This is a genomic window from Serratia sp. AR11, from assembly GCF_056376275.1.
Genome location: NZ_CM150739.1, coordinates 941,627 through 961,097, shown reverse-complemented (window position 1 = coordinate 961,097; position 19,471 = coordinate 941,627). Strand labels below are relative to the sequence as shown.

20 protein-coding genes and 1 pseudogene are annotated in these 19,471 nt (G+C 58.1%); 8 read left to right on the top strand and 13 right to left on the bottom strand.

Features of this window, described 5'->3' with window-relative positions; all coding sequences use genetic code 11:
• Nucleotides 1-101: 101 nt before the first annotated feature.
• The 4 genes from fadE (at nt 102) to ACSOSI_RS04525 (ending at nt 4,007) form a co-directional block, all read left to right on the top strand.
• On the top strand, nt 102-2,558 hold the full coding sequence (fadE, locus tag ACSOSI_RS04540; protein ID WP_261408437.1) for an acyl-CoA dehydrogenase FadE: 2,457 nt from the start codon (nt 102-104) through the stop codon (nt 2,556-2,558).
• Nucleotides 2,559-2,846: 288 nt separating this feature from the next.
• On the top strand, nt 2,847-2,999 hold the full coding sequence (locus ACSOSI_RS04535) for a Hok/Gef family protein (RefSeq protein WP_012005392.1): 153 nt from the start codon (nt 2,847-2,849) through the stop codon (nt 2,997-2,999).
• 351 nt (nt 3,000-3,350) lie between these two features.
• Nucleotides 3,351-3,503, top strand: a complete 153-nt coding sequence (locus tag ACSOSI_RS04530) for a Hok/Gef family protein (protein WP_476706612.1) — start codon at nt 3,351-3,353, stop codon at nt 3,501-3,503.
• A 351-nt stretch (nt 3,504-3,854) separates the two neighbouring features.
• Nucleotides 3,855-4,007, top strand: a complete 153-nt coding sequence (locus tag ACSOSI_RS04525) for a Hok/Gef family protein (protein WP_012005392.1) — start codon at nt 3,855-3,857, stop codon at nt 4,005-4,007.
• A gap of 85 nt (nt 4,008-4,092) precedes the next feature.
• Here the strand turns inward: ACSOSI_RS04525 and mtnK are convergent, their stop codons facing one another.
• Nucleotides 4,093-5,292: an S-methyl-5-thioribose kinase gene (gene mtnK / locus ACSOSI_RS04520; RefSeq protein ID WP_012005391.1), complete on the bottom strand. Its 1,200-nt coding sequence runs from the start codon at nt 5,290-5,292 to the stop codon at nt 4,093-4,095.
• A 143-nt stretch (nt 5,293-5,435) separates the two neighbouring features.
• Here mtnK and mtnA point away from each other — a divergent pair, with 143 nt between their 5' ends.
• On the top strand, nt 5,436-6,464 hold the full coding sequence (gene mtnA / locus ACSOSI_RS04515; protein ID WP_476706611.1) for an S-methyl-5-thioribose-1-phosphate isomerase: 1,029 nt from the start codon (nt 5,436-5,438) through the stop codon (nt 6,462-6,464).
• Between the two features lie 17 nt (nt 6,465-6,481).
• On the opposite strand, the gene ACSOSI_RS04510 is transcribed toward mtnA, so the two are convergent.
• From ACSOSI_RS04510 to ACSOSI_RS04500, 3 genes are read right to left on the bottom strand one after another with little or no spacing between them, the layout of a single operon-like run.
• On the bottom strand, nt 6,482-7,024 hold the full coding sequence (locus tag ACSOSI_RS04510; RefSeq protein ID WP_012005389.1) for a 1,2-dihydroxy-3-keto-5-methylthiopentene dioxygenase: 543 nt from the start codon (nt 7,022-7,024) through the stop codon (nt 6,482-6,484).
• Nucleotides 7,021-7,710 (bottom strand): acireductone synthase, encoded by a 690-nt coding sequence (mtnC, locus tag ACSOSI_RS04505; protein WP_476706610.1) that lies wholly within the window; start codon nt 7,708-7,710, stop codon nt 7,021-7,023. Before mtnC ends, ACSOSI_RS04510 begins: the two co-directional genes overlap by 4 nt.
• Nucleotides 7,707-8,321 carry a methylthioribulose 1-phosphate dehydratase gene (locus ACSOSI_RS04500; protein WP_476707247.1) on the bottom strand — a complete coding sequence of 205 codons (615 nt, stop codon included), beginning with the start codon at nt 8,319-8,321 and terminating at the stop codon, nt 7,707-7,709. Before ACSOSI_RS04500 ends, mtnC begins: the two co-directional genes overlap by 4 nt.
• A 160-nt stretch (nt 8,322-8,481) precedes the next feature.
• Between ACSOSI_RS04500 and ACSOSI_RS04495 the strand changes: the two genes are divergently transcribed.
• Both ACSOSI_RS04495 and ACSOSI_RS04490 read left to right on the top strand, forming a co-directional pair.
• A complete protein-coding gene (locus ACSOSI_RS04495; protein ID WP_112363316.1) occupies nt 8,482-9,642 on the top strand; it encodes a pyridoxal phosphate-dependent aminotransferase in 1,161 nt (386 codons plus the stop codon).
• The gene (locus ACSOSI_RS04490) at nt 9,630-10,403 is read left to right on the top strand and encodes an amidohydrolase (protein WP_112363315.1); all 774 of its coding nucleotides are present in this window, start codon (nt 9,630-9,632) and stop codon (nt 10,401-10,403) included. The genes ACSOSI_RS04495 and ACSOSI_RS04490 overlap by 13 nt, the downstream gene beginning before the upstream one ends.
• A gap of 45 nt (nt 10,404-10,448) precedes the next feature.
• On the opposite strand, the gene uraH is transcribed toward ACSOSI_RS04490, so the two are convergent.
• The 9 genes and pseudogenes from uraH to ACSOSI_RS04445 all read right to left on the bottom strand — a co-directional run bounded on the left by uraH (nt 10,449) and on the right by ACSOSI_RS04445 (nt 17,725).
• The gene (gene uraH / locus ACSOSI_RS04485; protein WP_261138591.1) at nt 10,449-10,784 is read right to left on the bottom strand and encodes a hydroxyisourate hydrolase; all 336 of its coding nucleotides are present in this window, start codon (nt 10,782-10,784) and stop codon (nt 10,449-10,451) included.
• Nucleotides 10,777-11,277 carry a 2-oxo-4-hydroxy-4-carboxy-5-ureidoimidazoline decarboxylase gene (gene uraD, locus ACSOSI_RS04480; protein ID WP_476706609.1) on the bottom strand — a complete coding sequence of 167 codons (501 nt, stop codon included), beginning with the start codon at nt 11,275-11,277 and terminating at the stop codon, nt 10,777-10,779. Before uraD ends, uraH begins: the two co-directional genes overlap by 8 nt.
• Nucleotides 11,277-12,533, bottom strand: a complete 1,257-nt coding sequence (gene hpxK / locus ACSOSI_RS04475) for an allantoate amidohydrolase (protein WP_476707246.1) — start codon at nt 12,531-12,533, stop codon at nt 11,277-11,279. Before hpxK ends, uraD begins: the two co-directional genes overlap by 1 nt.
• A complete protein-coding gene (locus ACSOSI_RS04470; protein ID WP_476706608.1) occupies nt 12,533-13,774 on the bottom strand; it encodes a pyridoxal-phosphate-dependent aminotransferase family protein in 1,242 nt (413 codons plus the stop codon). The genes hpxK and ACSOSI_RS04470 overlap by 1 nt, the downstream gene beginning before the upstream one ends.
• Nucleotides 13,775-13,817: 43 nt before the next feature.
• Nucleotides 13,818-14,561, bottom strand: a complete 744-nt coding sequence (locus tag ACSOSI_RS04465) for an amino acid ABC transporter ATP-binding protein (protein WP_012005380.1) — start codon at nt 14,559-14,561, stop codon at nt 13,818-13,820.
• On the bottom strand, nt 14,542-15,198 hold the full coding sequence (locus tag ACSOSI_RS04460) for an amino acid ABC transporter permease (protein WP_115183215.1): 657 nt from the start codon (nt 15,196-15,198) through the stop codon (nt 14,542-14,544). The genes ACSOSI_RS04465 and ACSOSI_RS04460 overlap by 20 nt, the downstream gene beginning before the upstream one ends.
• On the bottom strand, nt 15,198-15,863 hold the full coding sequence (locus ACSOSI_RS04455; RefSeq protein ID WP_012005378.1) for an amino acid ABC transporter permease: 666 nt from the start codon (nt 15,861-15,863) through the stop codon (nt 15,198-15,200). The genes ACSOSI_RS04460 and ACSOSI_RS04455 overlap by 1 nt, the downstream gene beginning before the upstream one ends.
• A gap of 12 nt (nt 15,864-15,875) precedes the next feature.
• A pseudogene (locus tag ACSOSI_RS04450) lies at nt 15,876-16,667 on the bottom strand (transporter substrate-binding domain-containing protein).
• Nucleotides 16,668-16,885: 218 nt separating this feature from the next.
• A complete protein-coding gene (locus ACSOSI_RS04445; RefSeq protein ID WP_476706607.1) occupies nt 16,886-17,725 on the bottom strand; it encodes a MurR/RpiR family transcriptional regulator in 840 nt (279 codons plus the stop codon).
• Nucleotides 17,726-17,870: 145 nt separating this feature from the next.
• Between ACSOSI_RS04445 and ACSOSI_RS04440 the strand changes: the two genes are divergently transcribed.
• Complete coding sequence (locus tag ACSOSI_RS04440) at nt 17,871-19,457, top strand: gamma-glutamyltransferase family protein (protein WP_259190539.1); 1,587 nt, start codon at nt 17,871-17,873, stop codon at nt 19,455-19,457.
• Nucleotides 19,458-19,471: the final 14 nt, after the last annotated feature.

The following is a 19,471-nucleotide window of genomic DNA, read 5'->3' as shown; positions in this document are numbered from 1 at the left end:
TTGTAATTAAACTGTAAATGCATTGATAAAAATATGGGGTTGTACTAAAACCTATTACATACACACAACAGGTCAGACCTCTTGCCACTTTGGAGCTTCTTATGATGGTTCTTAGTATTGTTGTTTTGCTGGCACTCATTGGTGTGGTGTTTTATCACCGAGTGAACCTCACCCTCAGTAGCCTTATTCTTCTGGCGTACACCGCCGCCATGGGCGCTATCGGCCTGTGGAGCTTCTGGATGCTGCTGCCGCTGGCGATTATCCTGCTGCCGTTGAACGTCACCTCATTGCGCCGTTCAATGCTGTCCGCCCCGGCGCTGCGCGCATTCCGCAAGGTGATGCCGCCAATGTCCACCACCGAAAAGGAAGCGATCGAAGCCGGGACCACCTGGTGGGAAGGCGATCTGTTCCGCGGTGCGCCGGACTGGAACAAGCTGCATAACTACCCGAAACCGCAGTTGACCGCCGAAGAGCAAGCGTTCATCGACGGGCCGGTGGAAGAAGCCTGCCGCATGGCCAACGACTTCCAAATCACCCACGAGCTGGCCGATTTACCGCCGGAACTGTGGGCATACCTGAAAGAACACCGCTTCTTCGCGATGATCATCAAAAAAGAATACGGCGGCCTGGACTTCTCTCCTTATGCTCAGGCGCGCGTGCTGCAAAAACTGTCCGGTGTTTCCGGTATTCTGGCCATCACCGTCGGCGTGCCAAACTCCCTCGGCCCCGGTGAACTGCTGCAGCATTACGGTACTGACGAACAGAAAAACCATTACCTGCCAGGCCTGGCGCGCGGCGACGAGATCCCTTGTTTCGCCCTGACCAGCCCGGAAGCCGGTTCCGATGCCGGGGCCATTCCGGACGTCGGCACCGTCTGCATGGGTGATTGGCAAGGCGAACAGGTGCTGGGCATGCGCCTGACCTGGAACAAACGCTATATCACGCTGGCACCGGTTGCGACCGTGCTGGGCCTGGCGTTCAAACTGTATGACCCGAATCACCTGCTGGGCGATAACGAATCACCGGGCATCACCTGTGCGCTGATCCCAACCAGCACCCCAGGTGTTGAAATCGGTAACCGCCACTTCCCGCTGAACGTGCCGTTCCAAAACGGCCCAACTCGCGGTAATGACGTGTTCGTCCCTATTGATTACATCATCGGCGGGCCAAAAATGGCCGGTCAGGGCTGGCGTATGCTGGTTGAGTGCCTGTCGGTAGGCCGTGGCATCACCCTGCCTTCCAACTCGACCGGTAGCGTGAAGTCCATGGCACTGGCGATTGGGGCATACGCCCATATCCGCCGTCAGTTCAAGCTCTCAATCGGCAAGATGGAAGGTATCGAAGAACCACTGGCGCGTATCGCCGGTAACACCTACGTGATGGATGCCGCGGCTACGCTTATCACCAGCGGCCTGATGCTGGGCGAGAAACCGGCCGTGCTGTCGGCCATCGTGAAATACCACTGTACCCATCGCGGCCAGCAGGCAATCATTGATGCAATGGATATCGCCGGCGGTAAAGGCATCATGCTGGGTAAATCCAACTTCCTGGCCCGAGCCTATCAGGGCGCGCCTATCGCCATCACGGTAGAAGGCGCCAATATCCTGACTCGTACCATGATGATCTTCGGTCAGGGGGCTATCCGCTGCCATCCTTACGTGCTGGACGAAATGGCTGCAGCGCAGAAGAACGACCTGAACGCCTATGACAAATTGCTGTTCGGTCATCTGGGGCACGTGGGCAGCAACAAGGTGCGCAGCTTCTGGCTGGGCCTGACTAACGGTCGCACCAGCAGCACACCAACCAAAGACGCGACTCGTCGTTATTACCAACAGTTGAACCGCCTGAGCGCTAACCTGGCGCTGTTGTCAGACGTTTCCATGGGCGTGCTGGGTGGCAGTCTGAAGCGCCGTGAGCGTATCTCCGCCCGTCTGGGGGATATCCTCAGCCAAATGTATCTGGCTTCTTCGGCACTGAAACGTTTTGAAGATGAAGGCCGTCAGAAAGAAGATTTGCCGCTGGTACATTGGGCCGTACAGGACAGTCTGCATCAGGCAGAACAGGCGCTGGACGATCTGCTGCGCAACTTCCCGAACCGCTTTATCGCCGGAGTGATGCGCCTGGTCGTCTTCCCGTTAGGCCGTGTCCATACTGCACCGTCTGACCGTCTGGATCACCAATTGGCCAAGATCATCCAACAGCCGTCTGCTACCCGTAGCCGTCTGGGCCGTGGCCAGTATCTGACACCCAGCGAGCATAACCCGGTTGGCCTGCTGGAAGCCGCACTGGCTGACGTGATCGCCGCCGAACCGATTCACGACCGTCTGTGCAAGGCGGCCGGCAAGAACCTGCCGTTCACCCGACTGGATCGTCTGGCACAACGTGCACTGGAAGAAGGCAAGATCAGCGCCGATGAGGCGAAGATCCTGGTGAAAGCCGAGGAGAGCCGTCTGCGTTCCATCAACGTGGATGACTTCGAGCCGGATGCGCTGGCGGCCAGTAAGCCGGAAAAGCCGCTCAAGCAGGATAAGCGCCTGAAACACACCGAAGCCGCGTAACTGCAAAAAACTGACTGACCCAGGGGCGATAATCATCGCCCCTTTTCTATTTCTGCTTAAAAATGCGCAGTGCTCCGCAACGTTGCCAGAACGACTAATTTAACCCCGGGGATAATCGGATAGACTGCGGATGGGTGCTCTGGATCTTTCTGTCCGGAGCCTTGTATTGGTAACGGATAGAAAGAGAAAGGCCCCGAGTCGATGTAATCAACCCGAGGCCACTCTGAACGTCCAGCAACGTCAGGTTAGCCTCTTCCCCGCTGCAAGGCAAGGATAAGGAGGTCAAAAATGCAGCAAGAACGGGTCGTTCTGAGGCTGATGATTATCTGTATCACGCTGATAGCGCTGATGTGGATCACCCGTGGTTCACTATGTGAACTGCGCATCACACTGGGAGACACGGAGGTAGCCGCCATTTTGGCTTACGAAACCGAAGGGTAAGGCAACCCAACGGCGGGGTTCGCCCCGCCTGTTGGTTGTTGGCGACGGATCCATGAGCACCCTTCCCCTCAGCCAAAGTCACAACTCCACGTCATCGGCGCATTTGGCCTGTCTTCAGTTCAAAACTGCGCGGTGCTCCGCAACGTTGCCAGAACGACTAATTTAACCCCGGGATAATCGGATAGACTGCGGATGGGTGCTCTGGATCTTTCTGTCCGGAGCCTTGTATCGGTAACGGATAGAAAGAGAAAGGCCCCGAGTCGATGTAATCAACCCGAGGCCACTCTGAACGTCTCAACAACGTCAGGTTAGCCTCTTCCCCGCCGCAAGGCAAGGATAAGGAGGTCAAAAATGCAGCAAGAACGGGTTGTTCTAAAGCTGATGATTATCTGTATCACGCTGATAGCGCTGATGTGGATCACCCGTGGTTCACTATGTGAACTGCGCATCACACTGGGAGACACGGAGGTAGCCGCCATTTTGGCTTACGAAACCGAAGGGTAAGGCAACCCAACGGCGGGGTTCGCCCCGCCTGTTGGTTGTTGGCGACGGATCCATGAGCACCCTTCCCCTCTGCCAGACTCACAACTCCCCGTCATCGGCGCATTTTGCCAGTCTTCTGTTCAAAACTGCGTGGCACACCGCAGCCTTGCCAGAACGGCTAATTTAACCCCGGGGATAATCGGATAGACTGCGGATGGGTGCTCTGGATCTTTCTGTCCGGAGCCTTGTATTGGTAACGGATAGAAAGAGAAAGGCCCCGAGTCGATGTAATCAACCCGAGGCCACTCTGAACGCTTAGCAACGTCAGGTTAGCCTCTTCCCCGCCGCAAGGCAAGGATAAGGAGGTCAAAAATGCAGCAAGAACGGGTCGTTCTAAGGCTGATGATTATCTGCATCACGCTGATAGCGTTGATGTGGATCACCCGCGGTTCACTATGTGAACTGCGCATCACACTGGGAGACACGGAGGTAGCCGCCATTTTGGCTTACGAAACCGAAGGGTAAGGCAACCCAACGGCGGGGTTCACCCCGCCTGTTGGTTGTTGACGACGGATCCATGAGCACCCTTTTTTCACGGTATCCAGGAGATTTAACCGTTCTGGCGAATACGCGCCAACAACGCATCGATATGCTCAATCTGCGGCGCATTCACAATCAACGCACGGCCCAACCCCAAAGCATTACGCTGACATTCGGCACGCATCTCGGCGTCACTGATACTGTCCAGATCGGCAACGTGCGCCAGACCGATAGTACGGCGGATCAACTCACTGCCGCAGTAGCCGACGGCATCTGTCCACACCTGCTGCAGGAACTGTTCGGCATAACCCGGCACCGCCAGTGCCGCTTCGCGGGTCTGTTGGTGGCACAATGCCAGGAAGCGATCGGCGAAAATCAACCACAGCTCGCGCACATCCTGCAGACGTTGTTCACGCCCGGCAGCGGCGTCGCGCGGCCCGAACAGGCCCGGTAGACCGCAGTAATTCAATAACAGATTACCCAGCGCGGTACCGACGTCAAAACCGATCGGGCCATAGAAGCCGAACTCGGCGTCGATCGCCTTCAGCTTGCCTTCTGCAACAAAAACCGAACCACTGTGAATATCCCCGTGCAACAACGCTTCCGCCTTGCTCAGGAAACGATGCTTCAGCCCGGCGACCGCCAGCCTGAGTGCCGCATCGTTACGCAGTTCAAGCACCTGCGGCAACAGCGCCGGATCAAACTGATTACGCTCATGATCGATATAGGGATCGGTAAAGAACAGATCTTCGGTGATCTGGCACAGTTCGGGGTTGCTAAAGCGACTAACTTCCGCCTTTTTCTCCTGCGCCGTTTGATAAAAATCGGAAGTATGGAACAGGGTTTGCGCCAAATATTCTGCCAGTTGCCCTGCCGCCAGGGGGTAATAGTGCCCCTTGACCAATTCGCTGCGCCAGATGTGATGATCCGAAAGATCTTCCTGCACCATCACCGCCAATTCGGCATCGTGATGGAGTACCTTTACCGTATGCCTTGGGCAAAAACCGCCGTGAATCAACAGGGTTTCCGCTTCAATGCGCGCCCGATCAAGCGTTAGCGGCCAGGATTCGCCCACACAACGTACATACGGCAGCGCCTGTTTGACGATCACCCGGCTAACGCCGTCACGATCGCGGATCTTGAACACCAGGTTCAGATTGCCGTCACCAATCTCGTCAGCGCTTACCAGCGCCTGTGGATCGGCTAACTGCCCGTATTGACGAGCATATTCAACGGCATCAGCAGCAGTAAACGTACGATAATGTGACATCCCCAACCCCTTTAATCTTTCTCACTGACCCAGCGATTATATTTTTTAGACGTAAAAGCATTTGGACGTCTATACATCCGGAAGTCATGTTGGCAGAATAGCTTTCCAGATGCAATAACTACGCAACAAGGAATTAACCGCCGATGCAAGCGCTTAACACCACCAGTTTGACCTTGAGTGACAACCGACTTTTGATCCTCGATCAGCAGGCTTTACCGCAGGAAAAACAGTGGCGCAGCTGCGACAGCGTGGAAGAACTGGTCGATCATATCCTTACCCTGCGAGTTCGGGGGGCACCGCTTATCGGCCTGTCTGCCAGTCTGTTATTGGCCTTGCTGGCAGAGCGTGGCCTGCCGCGTGGTGAACTGGAGCAGGCATTGATTACCCTGCGTGCTTCACGGCCGACGGCAGTCAACCTGATGAATAATCTGGATCGCATGAAGCTGGCATTGGCACAACCGCAATGGGTGCCTGCGATGGTAGAAGAAGCGCAGCGGTTGGTGGAGGAAGACCGAAAATTGTGCGATCGCATTGCCGATCACGGTGCCGGGCTGGTGAAACCCGGCAGCCGTCTGCTGACCCACTGCAATACCGGGGGCCTGGCTACCGCCGGTATCGGTACCGCTATTGGCGTACTGTTGCGTGCTCATCAGCAGGGCAAGGTACAGCAGGTGTGGGTCGATGAAACGCGTCCGCTATTGCAGGGCGGCCGGCTGACCGCCTGGGAGCTGGGTGAACTGGGTATCCCCTACCGGCTGATTTGTGACTCCATGGCGGCCAGTCTGATGGCGCAGGGCCAGGTAGACGCCGTATGGGTGGGGGCCGATCGCATCGCTGCCAACGGTGACGTCGCCAACAAGATTGGCACCTATAGCCTGGCGGTGCTGGCGCACTATCACCGGATTCCATTCTACGTCGCCGCACCGCACACCACTCAGGATCCGCATTGCCCGAACGGGGCTGCGATCCCGATTGAACAACGGGCCGCAGCTGAAGTGACCGGTGTCACCGGCAGCTTTGGCTCATGTCAGTGGGCACCTGTCGATGCCCCGGTTTATAACCCGGCGTTCGACGTGACACCGGCGGCATTGATTAGCGGTTGGGTCTTCGACAGCGGCGTGATCACGCCACAGCAGGTCAGTGAAGGGATTTTTCAGCGGGCGTTGGGTTAACGCCCGCGTTATAGCGCTCAGTCGAGACGCGGGTAGGCATCGGCGATGTTATCGCCGGTGAAATGCGCCACCCAGCCTTCCGGGTTATCGAACACGCGGATCGCAGTGAAATTCGGTGCTGAGCCCATATCGAACCAATGACGGGTATTCGCCGGCACCGAGATCAGATCGTTCTTCTCACACAGGATCTGGAAGATCTTGCCATCCAGATGCAGGCAGAACAGCCCGGCCCCCTCGACAAAGAAACGCACTTCATCTTCACCGTGGGTATGCTCGGACAAAAATTTGCTGCGCAACACTTCACGCTGGGCATTATCCGGACGCATGCTGATTACATCCCAACTCTGGTAGCCCTTCTCCGCCACCAGCCGGTCGATCTGGTGCTGATAGGCGGCGATCACGACGGCCGGATCCGGGTTTTCACCCAGTTCACGATCCGCCTGCCAGCGTTCAAAACGTACGCCGATTTGCGCCAGTTGCTGCCCAATGGCCTGCGCGTCACGGCTCTGCCACAGCGGCTGTTGCGGCTCTTGATCGCTGAAAATGGTCAATCCACTCATGAGGCAAACTCCCCTAAATCGATTTGATCAAAACGGTTAACCTGCGGATGCTGGCTTTGGCTATCGGCTTCATCGCGGATCAGTTGGCAGGTATGCCAACCAGCGGCACGTGCGGCGTCCAGCTCTTGATGAATGTCGGAAAGAAATAACAGTTCATCAGCTGCAATACCGATTTTACCCGCGATATTAAGGTACGAAGCGGTTTCCCGCTTGGCACCGACGTGAGTATCGAAATAACCGCTGAACAATGGCTGCAGATCCCCGGCATCGCTGTAGCCGAACAGCAGCTTTTGCGCCTCTACCGAGCCGGAAGAATAGACGTACAGCTTCAGCCCCTGCTGCTGCCAGGCGGCTAACTGCCCGGCCACTTCAGGGTACAAATGTCCGCGAAAATCGCCGTTCTGATAACCACTGCGCCAGATGATACCTTGCAGCGCCTTCAGCGCGGTGGATTTGCGGTCTTCGTCCATAAAGCGGTACAGCGCAGCAATCAGTTGCTCAATATCCGCCTGCGGTTGGTCAAGCTCCTGGCGTAAGGCGGTCAGTGGCGCGGCGACTTCGACATCTTCAGCGTGAAGACGGAGAAAGGTGGCCAGGCGTTCACGTGCGTAAGGGAACAGCACCTGATGAACGAAACGGATATCGCTGGTGGTACCTTCAATGTCGGTAACGATGGCGCGGATCATTTGGCCTCCAGTAAACGGCGTTGCAGTTCGCACTGGAACAGGAATTCCAGCCCTTCAAGATGACGACGAGCTTCCGCGACCTGGCGACCCCAGCAATACAGACCGTGGCCACGCACCAGAAAACCGTACTGCAACGGGGTGGCTTCGGCATGGGCTGCCACCCGCGCCGCTAATCGCGAGATATCCTGATCGTTATCGAAAATCGGGATCACCACGCTGTCCAGATGCGTAGTCTGCCCACCGAGTGATTTTTGCATCTCATAGCCCTGCAACACCAGCCCATCGCTGCGTTCAACCCGCGACAGCACGGTCGCATTCACCGAATGAGTATGCAGTACCGCGCCAATCTGCGGGTACAAACGATAAATAAGGGTATGCAGACCGGTTTCCGCTGATGGCGTGCGGCCGCTCGGCACATGGTTGCTGGCGGTTTCCACCAGCAGGAAGTCAGTTTCAGTCAGGCTGCCCTTATCCTTGCCGGATTCGGTGACCAGACAATGTTGCTCATCGAGACGCAGCGACATATTGCCACCGGTCGCCGGGCACCAGCCCTTTTCACCAATCCAGTGACAGGCCGACAATAACGCTTTAAGTTGCTGATTCTCTGTCATTAACATTTTTTGACCTGTAGGTTATAAGCAAATGATGTCTAGAATGATTTGATTAAGGGTAAGACTTTTTCTTCATTTAGCCATCTAAGCGTCTTGATTGCCAAATACTAACATCGTGTTATATTGACGGCAACATAAGCGCCAGGAGTATTAGCCTACGATGAGCACTTCAGCACTGATCCCCGAAAGTAAACTACCCGCGCTGGGCACCACTATTTTCACCCAGATGAGTGCGCTGGCGGCGCAGCATCAGGCAATCAACCTGTCGCAGGGCTTCCCCGATTTCGATGGCCCGGACTACCTGAAAGAACGTCTGGCCTGGCATGTCAGCCAGGGGGCGAACCAATATGCTCCGATGACCGGCGTTGCCCCACTGCGCGAAGCCATCGCCGAGAAAACCGCGGCTCTGTACGGCTGGCTACCGGACGCCACTAACGAAGTCACCATCACGGCGGGTGCCACCGAGGCACTGTTCGCCGCCATCAGCGCGCTGGTGCGCCCCGGTGATGAAGTTGTCTGTTTTGATCCCAGCTACGACAGCTATGCGCCGGCGGTGACCCTATCCGGTGGCACGCTAAAACGCATTGCGCTGCAGCCCCCGGCGTTCAGCGTCGACTGGCAACAGTTCGGCGAGTTGCTGTCACCACGCACCCGGCTGGTGATCCTCAACACGCCGCACAATCCTTCTGCTACTGCCTGGCAGGCGGAAGATATGCAGCAACTGTGGCACGCCATTAGCGATCGCGAAATCTACGTGCTGAGTGATGAAGTCTACGAACACATTTGTTTCGCCAGGGGCGGCCACACCAGCGTCCTGGCTCACCCGCAATTGCGCCAGCGCGCCATCGCGGTGTCCTCTTTCGGCAAGACCTTCCACATGACCGGCTGGAAAGTGGGTTACTGTGTGGCCCCGGCAGCGCTGAGCGCAGAAGTACGCAAGGTGCATCAGTACCTGACCTTCTCGGTCAATACCCCGGCCCAGTTGGCGCTGGCGGATATGCTGCGCAGCGAGCCTGAACACTGGCAACAGCTGTCGGCATTTTACCGCGCCAAGCGCGATCGTTTTGTGCAGGCGCTGTCCAGCAGTCGACTGGAAATTTTGCCCTGCGAAGGTACATACTTCTTACTGGCAGATTACAGCGCCGTTTCCGATTTGGACGACGTGGCGTTCTGCCATTGGTTAACCGAGCACGTAGGCGTGGCGGCGATCCCGCTGTCGGTCTTCTGTGCCGATCCTTTCCCCCATAAATTGATCCGGCTGTGCTTCGCTAAACAGGATGCCACGCTGGATGCGGCTGCGGAGCGGTTATGTCGACTTTAAAAATTACCCTGTTGCAGCAACCCCTGGTTTGGCGTGATGGCGAAGCCAACCTGCGGCATTTTGATGAGCTGTTGGCGCCATTAAGCGGCCGCGATTTGATTGTACTGCCGGAGATGTTTACCACCGGTTTTGCCATGGATGCCGGAGAAAGCGCACTGCCGGAACAACAGGTTGTCGACTGGCTGCACGGTTGGGCGAGCAAAAGTAACGCTCTGGTCGGCGGCAGCGTGGCGCTGAAAACCGCCGAAGGCGCGGTTAACCGTTTCCTGCTGGTGGAGCCGAACGGCCGGGTACATGCCTATGATAAGCGCCACCTGTTCCGCATGGCCGGTGAGCACCTGCACTATCAGGCAGGCAAAAAACGTGAAATTTTCGAGTGGCGCGGCTGGCGCATTCTGCCGCAGATCTGCTACGACCTGCGCTTCCCGGTGTGGTCACGCTATCAGCAGGATTACGATCTGGCGCTGTACGTTGCCAACTGGCCGGCCCCGCGCAGTAAACACTGGCAAACGCTGTTGGCCGCTCGCGCCATCGAGAATCAGGTCTATGTGGCCGGTTGTAACCGCGTCGGCGAAGACGGTAACGGCCTGAACTACAGCGGTGACAGCCTGATCCTCAGCCCGCAGGGGGAAACACTGGCCCAGGTGGAACCCGGTGCCGCCGCACGGCTGGACGCCGAACTGTCGCTGGAAAACCTGCAAAGCTACCGCAGCGCCTTCCCGGCCTGGCGTGATGCCGACAGCTTCCTGCGCCACGATTAATCATTGCGGGTGCGGTTCGCTGCACCCGTAACTTCTGACGAGCGTCTAACTGCCCCGGTAGGTCGAGTAGGAATATGGGCTGATGAGCAGCGGTAAATGGTAATGCTGCGCCGCATCCTGAATGACGAAATCGATAATTGCCGTGGCGTACAGCGTTTCACGCAGGTCACGGGTAAAGTAAGCACCGAGATCGGCAGACAGGCGGTAATGTCCGGCAAGCAGACTGTCAGAGGTTAGATCACGCGCGCGGCCGTCAGCATCGGTCTGGCTTTCTGCCAGGTTTCGCCATAACCCGTCCTGTTCGTGTTCCAACCACACCCGCACGCCCGCAGCGGGTTTACCGAGTGAGGTGTCCAGAATATGGGTGCTGATATTACTCATCGCTCAGTAGCTCCTTAAAACGCAGCATGGTGATTTCACGCAGTTGTTCGGCTGTTTCCTGCAGTTCCTGTTCCACACTGTTGCTCAATCGCCTTTGCAACTCGCGCAGAATGCTCTGGCCGTCGCGACCGGCGGCACGGATCAAAAATACCTGACCAAATTGCTGTTCATAGCGTCGATTGCCGACCCGCAGCGCTTCACTCAGCTCTGCATCCTGCGCATTGACCGCCGCTTGTTCACGCTGCGAAAACCGCGCCTCTTGCCCCTGGCCTTTGGCACCTTCGCCGATACGCGGGTGCTGGGCCAGTGCCTGGCTGACCTCTTCCGGTTGCCAACGCAACGCCGCTTGCCAGGCCACCGCCAGCGCGGCATCAACACTGCTGAATGGCCGCGCTACCACCACCGCCGCAATCCAGGCCGCAATATCCACGCAGGGCCGTAGTAACAGCTCCGCTTGCGCCTCCGGTAACTGATTAAATCGCTGCAGACTCATCAGCCCTCCTCCCAACCGCCAACCGTATAGCAGTAAGCCTGGATCGCCAGCGCCACATCGGACTGGCTGACGGCTTCGGCGGGATGGTGGCTGATGCCGCGATCGCAGCGGACAAACAGCATACCCACCGGCCAACAGGCCGCTAGGGCAATAGCATCATGCCCGGCGCCGCTCGGCAACGCCATGCTGCGCCCCTGAACCGCCATCACGCCCTGCAGCCAGCGTTGTTGCAAATTTGCATCACAAGCCGTTGCATTTATGCGGTAAAACTCTTCACTGTCAAAACTCAGTCCCCGACGGGTACAGATCGCCTGCGCCTGTTCCAGCAACTGCGTCAGCAACGCCGCCAGCGGGCCATCTTCCGGCCCACGCACGTCCAGCGACAGCCTGACCTCACCGGGGATCACATTCACCGCCCCCGGCAGGCTTTCAATCCGGCCGACGGTCGCCACCAGATGCCGATCGCTGGCCGAGGTGATCGCCTCTACCGCCACCATCCATTCTGCCGCCGCCGCCAATGCATCTTTGCGTTGCCCCATCGGCACGGTACCGGCATGCCCAGCCTGGCCGGTAAAGGTACAGTTAAGCCGACGGGCACCGTTAATGGCCGTCACTACCCCCAAAGCCAGATCGGCGGCCTCCAGACAAGGCCCCTGTTCAATATGCAATTCCAGATAGCCGCAAATATCACTTTGCGCGCGTCGCGCTTCACCGACGGCTGCCGGATCCAGCCCAAACTCACGTAATGCCTGTGCCACGCTGATGCCGTCGGCATCGGTGCGATCCAACCACTCGGCCGGCCACTGCCCGCTAATGCCCCGACTGCCTAACAGGGCGATACTAAAGCGTGTGCCCTCTTCATCGGCAAAGCCAATCACCTCTACCGCCACCGGCAAACGCCGCTGCTGCCGATGTAAATGCGCCACCACTTCCAGCGCGGTCAACACGCCGAGCATGCCGTCATAGCGCCCGGCGTTGCGTACCGTATCCAGATGCGAACCGAGCAGCAGTGCGGGGGCATTGGGCGTTTGGCCTTCATAGCGGCCACAGAGGTTGCCGACGTTGTCCTGCCAAACCTTCATGCCGATAGTGCGCATCCAGTCGCCGACCAGCTGGTTGGCTCGCTGATGCTCCGGCGACAGGTAGACCCGCGTCAACTGGCCCGGCGTGGCGCTGATCGCCGCCAGCGCATCGCAGCGTGCCATCACCCGAGCCGCAGCCTGCTCCGCCTCCTGGGCGGTTAACAGCGCGGCCATCAACGGCTGTCGTCGTCGTAAGTATTCCATGCCGCCTGCAGCGCTTCGCCCTGTTTGCTGGCGAAACCCAGCCGGTTCAGCACGGCTTCCAGTGCCGTCAGCGTCTGCAATACGCAGTCTTTACGCGCGTTATAGCCCATGGTGCCGATGCGCCAGATTTTTCCCTGTAGCGGGCCGAACGAGGTGCCGATCTCAATGGCGAAGTCGTTCAGCATCATCTGGCGTACCTGCTCGCCATGAACCTGCTGCGGGATCACCACGCCGAGCACGTTATTCATTCGGTTATCCAAATCGCCGAAGACTTCCAGCCCCATGCCCTGAATGCCGGCCAGCATGGCCGCACCGTGCAGCTTATGCCGGGCGATGGCGTTATCCAGCCCTTCTTCCAGAATAACCCTGGCGCACTCGCGCGCGGCAAACAGCATGCTGGTGGCTTCGGTATGGTGGTTCAGGCGCTCCGGGCCCCAGTAATCCATGATCATGCCGAGATCGAAATAGTTGGAGTAGATCATCTCGTCCTCGCCATCGGCGTGATCGAGGGTGCGAATACCCTGCTCCACGCATTTACGACGGCGAACAATCTCTTCAAACTGCGGGCTGAGCGTGACCGGCGAACTGCCCGATGGGCCGCCCAGGCATTTCTGCAGACCGGCGGAAACCGCATCCAGCCCCCAGGCGTCGGTTTCCAGCGGGTTACCGCCAAAAGAGGCGGTGGCATCGGTGTAAAACAGCACGCCGTGACGGCGGCAGATATCGCCCAGTTGATCCAGCGGCTGCAGCATGGTGGTGGAGGTATCGCCTTGCACCGTCAACAGCAGGCGCGGGCGTACTTTCTTAATGGCGTCTTCAATCTGGTCGGCGCTGAACACTTCCCCCCAGGGCACCTCGATGGTGTGGACTTCGGCGCGGCAGCGGCGGGCTATCTCACACAATAGATGGCCAAAACGACCAAATACCGGCACCAGCACCTTGTCACCTGGACGAATGGAAGAGACCAGCATCGCTTCTATACCGGAGCGAGAAGTTCCGTCTATCAGCAGGGTCCAGCGGTTTTCGGTGCGGAACAATGCGCGGTACAGTTCCATGACCTGATTCATGTAACCGGTCATCGCGGGATCGTACTGACCAATCAACTGGCTCGACATGGCACGCAGCACGCGTGGATCCGCGTTGATCGGCCCCGGCCCCATCAACAGGCGGGCGGGTGGATTAATCTGATCGAATTGGGTGATATCTAACATGTTAATTCCTTACCAGCTTAATAACTTAATAGATTTGATGTCATCAGTTCTCAGACAAACCGCGGACCGAAGCAATAAATTGTTTTAATTCCTGCGTTTGTGGATTGGCGAACAGCGTGCGGCTATCGCCCTGCTCCCATACCTTGCCCTGGTGCATAAACACCACCCGGTCGCCGACCTCGCGGGCAAAGTTCATTTCATGGGTCACCAGGATCAGCGTCATGCCCTCTTTGGCCAGCTGTTCCAGCACTTTCAGCACTTCGCCCACCAGTTCAGGATCCAACGCCGAGGTAATTTCGTCACACAGCAACACTTTCGGGTTCATCGCCAGCGCCCGGGCAATCGCCACCCGTTGCTGCTGGCCGCCGGAAAGGTTAGCCGGTGAGTAATGCATGCGCTCAGCCAACCCAACCTTGTTCAACATCTCTTCCGCCAGCTCACGGCATTCGGCCGGGCTTTTCTTCAGCACCCGACGCGGCGCCAGCATCACGTTCTCCAGCGCGGTCATGTGCGGGAATAAATTGAAGTTCTGGAATACCATGCCAATGGAGCGGCTGATTTCACGCGCCTGCGAATCGCGATCGGTCACCGTCATACCGCCCAGTTTGATACTGCCTTCCTGATAACCTTCCAGCCCGTTGATGCAGCGTAACAATGTACTTTTGCCGGAGCCGCTACGGCCGATGATCGAAATCACCTGGCCCATATCGATATCCAGATCCACGCCCTTCAGTACATGGTTCTGACCGTAATATTTTTGAACCTGATTAATTGTGATGAGCGGCATGGAATTTCTTCTCCAGATAATGACTGTAGCGCGACAGCGGATAACACATCAGGAAATAGCCCAGCGCGACCAGACCAAAAACTTTAAAGGGTTGATAAGTGACGTTGTTCAGCATGGTGCCGGCCTTGGTCAGTTCGACAAAACCGATGATCGACGCCAATGCGGTCCCCTTGATCACCTGAACCGAAAAGCCGACGGTAGGTGCAATAGCGATGCGCACGGCCTGCGGCACAATGACCCGCACCAACGTCTGGCCAAAACTCAGCCCCAGACAGCGCGACGCTTCCCACTGGCCTTTCGGCAATGCGGCGATGCTGCCGGACCAGATATCCACCAGAAAAGCGCTGGTGAATAACGTCAGCGCCAACGCGGCCGCGGTCCAGGGACTCACATCAATGCCGAACAGTGCCAGCCCAAAAAAGGCCAGGAACAGCTGCATCAACAGCGGCGTGCCCTGAAACAGCTCGGAATAACCGCGAACAAACCGCAGCGCCCACTTACGCTTACTCAGGCGCAGCAATAACAGCGGCAGCGTCACCAGGGTGCCGCCCAAAAATGCCGTCAGCGACAGCAGTAAGGTCCAGCGTGCCGCCAGCAGCAGGTTGCGCACAATGTCCCAGTCGGTAAAAGTCAGCATCAGCCCTGGCTCCCCAGAAAACGGCGTCCGGCGGCCAGCAACAGCTGGCGCATCAGTATCGATAACAGCAGGTAAAACAGCGCCGTCACCAGGTACACCTCAAAACTGAGGAAGGTGCGCGACTGGATCAGGTTGGCGGCGAAGGTCAACTCTTCGAACGACACCTGCGACACCACCGATGACCCCAGCATGACGATAATGCATTGGCTGACCAACGCCGGATAAATCCGCTGTAGCGACGGTGGCAGCACGATACGCAAAAACGTCTGGCTACGGCTGAGCCCCAGCACCCTGCCGGCCTCCCACTGGCCTTTCGGCGTCACCTGAATGCCGGCACGGATAATCTCGGTACTGTAGGCCCCCAGGTTAATCACCATCGCCAGCAGCGCCGCCTGCCCGGCGGTCAGTTTCCAGCCCAGGCTCGGCAGGCCGAAGACGATGAAGAACAGTTGCACCACGAACGGCGTATTGCGTACCACCTCAACGTAAATGCCCCAAACGCGACTAACCAGGTTAGCCTTGCCGCTGCGGATCGCCGCACCGCAAATCCCCAGCGCCACCCCGATCAACGTGGCCAGAGCCGTCAGCTCAATGGTGGTCAACAAACCGGCCAGCAACTCGGGCAGGTAAGGCCACAGGGCGGGAAAATTCAGCTGATAGGTCATCAGGCGCCCCCGTTATGCGCCGAAGTCGGCAGGCAGCGGCGCTTTGAGCCATTTCTCGGACAGGCCATTAAGGGTGTTATCCTTCAATGCCTGTTCAATCAGTTGGTCCACTTTCGCTTGCAACGCCGGTTCACCCAGACGCAGCCCCACATAGCAGGGGGAATCTTTCAGCATAAATTTGGCTACCGGTGCCTTGCTCGGGTTCTACCGCGCAATGGCGCTCACCACCAGATTGCCGGTAGCGATGTATTGCACCTGACCGGACAGATAGGCCGACAGCGTGGTGTTATTGTCTTCATAGCGCTTGATCTGCGTGCCCTTTGGCGCGGTGTCGCTCAGCACCATGTCTTCCACCGCACCGCGCGTCACGCCGATGGTTTTACCATTCAGCTGCACAGCGTCTGCCAGCACCGACTCTTTCGGACCAAATACCCCCAGGAAGAACGGCGCATAGGTGCGGCTGAAGGCGATTGCCTTCTCGCGTTCCGCATTTTTGCCCAGGCTGGAAATCACCAAATCAACCTTGTTGGTCTGCAGATAAGGCACGCGGTTGGCGCTGGTGACTGGCACCAGCTGCAACTTAAGTTTCATCTTGTCGGCCAGATACTGCGCCATATCGATGTCATAACCCTGTGGTTGCAGATCGGTGCCCACGGAGCCGAACGGCGGGAAGTCCTGGGGTACCGCTACCCGCAACACGCCGCGCTGCTGGATTTCCTGCAGTTGATCCGCCATCGCCGAAGCGGCCTGAGCCATCAACAGCACTGCACCTAATGCCACTACGCCGATTTTCTTGAAGTTCATAGACTATCCCCGATGGTGAAATGATGAAACAAAAGATTCTTTGATCACCACTCTGCAACTAATGTGCCAATAAGCGGCGTCGGGAACGTTCGGCTTTAGTGTCGCTAAGTTAGGGGGTTAAGATGGGAATTCCCCTGCCAACGTGATGACAGGGTGAATGAATAAAGTGAGCAAATTGCGCACCATCAAAGTGCGAAAGCACCAAAATGGCGCTGGGCTCAGCGCTGCTCCAGCTCATCCAGCCCCATATACAGATCGGCAATTTGGTGAATTCGTTGCCGCCCTTGCGCCAACATCTCGTGCAGCAGAGCATTGCTGAGCAGGTTGGCCAGGCTCATGGCGGCGGAATAGCTGTCAAAGGCGGAAACGCTGTCGAGCGGTGCCGCCAGATGCCAGTTCGCCAGCGGGATTAGCGCCTGTGCCTGGGGTTCACACACCAGCAGTGTCGGTACCTGCTGAACCTGCAACTGCGTCAACAACGCCCGCACCTGCCGCGGTCGGCGGCGAAACGCCACCACTATCGCTACATCTCGCGGGGACAGACTCACCAGCTCTTCCGCCAGTGTCTGACCCGGCTGCGGCACCAGTAACACCTGCTCACGCACCTGCATCAGCTGCTGGCGCAGGTGCATCGCCACCGGATAGCTGTTGCGAAACCCCATTAACACCACCCGCCGCGCCTGCACCAAAGCAGCAATTACTGCGTTGAACTGCTCGGCATCAATATGGTTCACCCACTGGGTAAGGTTAGCCATTTCCTGCTTGTAGTGGCGCGCCAACAGGGTATTGCCCTGCACCGCGTCACGGTTATCGGTCAGCGGCATACCGCTCTGGCGCAGAGTGCGCAATTCGTCACGCATCGCGCGGTAGCTCGGGTAACCCAGGCGTTTGAACAAGCGACTGACGGTGGCTTTGGATACCCCGCTCAGCCGCGCCAGTTCAGCGCTGTTGTAGCTGATCAGGTCATCGAAGTGATCGAAAATAAAATCGGCCACCCGCTGTTCCTGTGGCGTGAGCTGCGGATATTCCCCGCGCAGGCGTTCATCAATCTGCTGCATTGCTACTCCTGCTGTAACCTTTGTTTCAGCGGAACATAGCACGGCCAATCCACCCGCTGGCAAGCGATTATTGTCCTGGCAGAAAACATGGAACGTCTCTTGCTTGTGTTTGAGGCAGACGCTGACCTCAAACAAGGGCCAAGAAATGATTAACAGCAACACCGCGCCATTGGGCATGGCCGTCACGCCGCACCACCTCGCCAGCGAAAGCGCACTGGCGATACTGCGCAAAGGCGGCAACGCGATTGAAGCCATGGTCGCCGCCGCCGCTACCATCGCCGTGGTCTACCCACACATGAACGGCCTGGGTGGCGATGGGTTCTGGCTGATCGTGCCGCCGCAGGGTGATCCGGTGGCCATCGACGCCAGCGGCGCAGCCGGTTCGCTGGCCACACTGGATTTTTACGCCGGGGAAAGTCACATTCCCCATCGGGGGCCAAAAGCCGCGCTGACCGTCGCCGGTACCGTCGGGGGCTGGCAGGAAGCACTGGATTACTCCGCTGAACTGGGCGGCCAGCAGTTGCCGTTGCCACGCCTGCTGGCCGATGCGATTCGCTACGCTGCAGACGGCATTCCGGTCACCGCCTCGCAGGAGGCGGCTACCCGCAGCAAATATCATGAGCTGGCAGATCGGGAGCATTTTGCCCGCACCTACCTGCCGCACGGTGAAATTCCTCACGCCGGACAGCGTTTCTGCCAGCCACAATTGGCGGAGACCCTGATTACCCTGGCCGAACAGGGGTTGGACAGCTTCTATCGCGGCCGATTGGCAGAGAGCATGGCGGCGGATATGGCCAGGCTGGGCATGCCGCTCACTGCGCAGGATCTGGCGGATTATCGGCCGCGCCGCCGCACGCCGCTGCGGCTGGAGCATCAGAAAGGTGAGATCTTTAACCTGACGCCGCCGACTCAGGGCCTGGTGTCGCTGGCGATCCTCGGGCTGACCGACCGTCTGCCACTTGCCAGCCGCAGCGAAGGCGCGGTGGTACATGGCATCGTCGAGGCTACCAAACTGGCTTTCGGCCTGCGTGACCAATTCATCACCGATCCGCGTCAGATGACTCAGGATCCACAGGCCTTGTTGACCGCCGAACACCTGGACGCGCTGGCCAGGCGCATTGATCCTGAACAGGCCGCCCCCTGGGGCAAAGGCAAAGGGCCGGGCGATACCGTGTGGATGGGGGTGATGGACAGCAGCGGTCTGGCGGTGTCCTTTATTCAAAGTATCTATCACGAATTCGGCAGCGGCGTGGTACTGCCACAAAGTGGCGTGCTGTGGCAAAACCGTGGCGCGTCTTTCAGTCTGGATGCCGCGCACCTGCTGGCATTGGCGCCGGGTAAACAACCCTTCCATACCTTGAACCCGGCAGCGGCACGCCTGTATGACGGGCGTACCCTGGTGTACGGCTCGATGGGCGGTGACGGCCAACCGCAAACCCAGGCAGCGGTGTTTGTCCGCCATGTGGTGCAGGGGTTGCCGCTGCAACAGGCGATCAGCGCGCCGCGCTGGCTGCTCGGCCGCACCTGGGGCGAAAGCTCCGACTCATTAAAACTGGAGGGGCGTTTTAGTCAGGAAACCCTGGCCTACCTGCGTCAACGCGGCCACGAGGTAGAACTTTTAGCGGATTTCAGCGAGGCGGTCGGCCACGCCGGCGCCATTGTTCGCCATACTAACGGCATGCTCGAAGGCGCTTTTGATCCGCGCAGCAACGGCAGCGCCGCCGGCTTCTAGCCGCTCTTTCAATA

What these genes read in the sequence shown, in the direction of transcription:
- fadE (WP_261408437.1), top strand. Translation starts at nt 102, where the DNA reads ATGATGGTTCTTAGTATTGTTGTTTTGCTGGCACTCATTGGTGTGGTG.
- ACSOSI_RS04535 (WP_012005392.1), top strand. Translation starts at nt 2,847, where the DNA reads ATGCAGCAAGAACGGGTCGTTCTGAGGCTGATGATTATCTGTATCACG.
- ACSOSI_RS04530 (WP_476706612.1), top strand. Translation starts at nt 3,351, where the DNA reads ATGCAGCAAGAACGGGTTGTTCTAAAGCTGATGATTATCTGTATCACG.
- ACSOSI_RS04525 (WP_012005392.1), top strand. Translation starts at nt 3,855, where the DNA reads ATGCAGCAAGAACGGGTCGTTCTAAGGCTGATGATTATCTGCATCACG.
- mtnK (WP_012005391.1), bottom strand. Translation starts at nt 5,292, where the DNA reads ATGTCACATTATCGTACGTTTACTGCTGCTGATGCCGTTGAATATGCT.
- mtnA (WP_476706611.1), top strand. Translation starts at nt 5,436, where the DNA reads ATGCAAGCGCTTAACACCACCAGTTTGACCTTGAGTGACAACCGACTT.
- ACSOSI_RS04510 (WP_012005389.1), bottom strand. Translation starts at nt 7,024, where the DNA reads ATGAGTGGATTGACCATTTTCAGCGATCAAGAGCCGCAACAGCCGCTG.
- mtnC (WP_476706610.1), bottom strand. Translation starts at nt 7,710, where the DNA reads ATGATCCGCGCCATCGTTACCGACATTGAAGGTACCACCAGCGATATC.
- ACSOSI_RS04500 (WP_476707247.1), bottom strand. Translation starts at nt 8,321, where the DNA reads ATGACAGAGAATCAGCAACTTAAAGCGTTATTGTCGGCCTGTCACTGG.
- ACSOSI_RS04495 (WP_112363316.1), top strand. Translation starts at nt 8,482, where the DNA reads ATGAGCACTTCAGCACTGATCCCCGAAAGTAAACTACCCGCGCTGGGC.
- ACSOSI_RS04490 (WP_112363315.1), top strand. Translation starts at nt 9,630, where the DNA reads ATGTCGACTTTAAAAATTACCCTGTTGCAGCAACCCCTGGTTTGGCGT.
- uraH (WP_261138591.1), bottom strand. Translation starts at nt 10,784, where the DNA reads ATGAGTAATATCAGCACCCATATTCTGGACACCTCACTCGGTAAACCC.
- uraD (WP_476706609.1), bottom strand. Translation starts at nt 11,277, where the DNA reads ATGAGTCTGCAGCGATTTAATCAGTTACCGGAGGCGCAAGCGGAGCTG.
- hpxK (WP_476707246.1), bottom strand. Translation starts at nt 12,533, where the DNA reads ATGGCCGCGCTGTTAACCGCCCAGGAGGCGGAGCAGGCTGCGGCTCGG.
- ACSOSI_RS04470 (WP_476706608.1), bottom strand. Translation starts at nt 13,774, where the DNA reads ATGTTAGATATCACCCAATTCGATCAGATTAATCCACCCGCCCGCCTG.
- ACSOSI_RS04465 (WP_012005380.1), bottom strand. Translation starts at nt 14,561, where the DNA reads ATGCCGCTCATCACAATTAATCAGGTTCAAAAATATTACGGTCAGAAC.
- ACSOSI_RS04460 (WP_115183215.1), bottom strand. Translation starts at nt 15,198, where the DNA reads ATGCTGACTTTTACCGACTGGGACATTGTGCGCAACCTGCTGCTGGCG.
- ACSOSI_RS04455 (WP_012005378.1), bottom strand. Translation starts at nt 15,863, where the DNA reads ATGACCTATCAGCTGAATTTTCCCGCCCTGTGGCCTTACCTGCCCGAG.
- ACSOSI_RS04445 (WP_476706607.1), bottom strand. Translation starts at nt 17,725, where the DNA reads ATGCAGCAGATTGATGAACGCCTGCGCGGGGAATATCCGCAGCTCACG.
- ACSOSI_RS04440 (WP_259190539.1), top strand. Translation starts at nt 17,871, where the DNA reads ATGATTAACAGCAACACCGCGCCATTGGGCATGGCCGTCACGCCGCAC.